Annotated in this window: 1 protein-coding gene; it reads left to right on the plus strand. The window is 69.7% G+C overall.

The window, feature by feature from the left end:
* Window positions 1–323 (plus strand): ABC transporter substrate-binding protein (locus FFK22_RS42465; RefSeq protein ID WP_306770287.1); only part of this gene is annotated, 323 nt, incomplete at both ends.

Here is a 323-nt window from a genome sequence, read left to right on the forward strand (position 1 = left end):
CGTGTTCCGGCCGGACAACCCGCTGGTGGCCGACATCCGGGTGCGGCAGGCGCTGCTGCACGCGACCGATGCGGACGAGATCGTCGGCACGCTGTTCTCCGAGAACTACCCGAAGGCGACCTCGATCATCGCCTCGACCGCGCTGGGCTATGTCGACCTGTCGGCCAAGCTGACCCATGACGAGGCCGCGGCGAAGCGGCTGCTCGACGAGGCCGGCTGGGCGCTGGGCTCCGACGGGCTGCGCCACAAGGACGGCAAGGCGCTCGAGCTGACCGCCTACGAATCCCTGCCGCAGCCGCAGAACAAGGAGACGCTGCAGCTGG

Source organism: Mycobacterium sp. KBS0706 (assembly GCF_005938675.2).
GTDB lineage: Bacteria > Pseudomonadota > Alphaproteobacteria > DSM-16000 > Inquilinaceae > Inquilinus.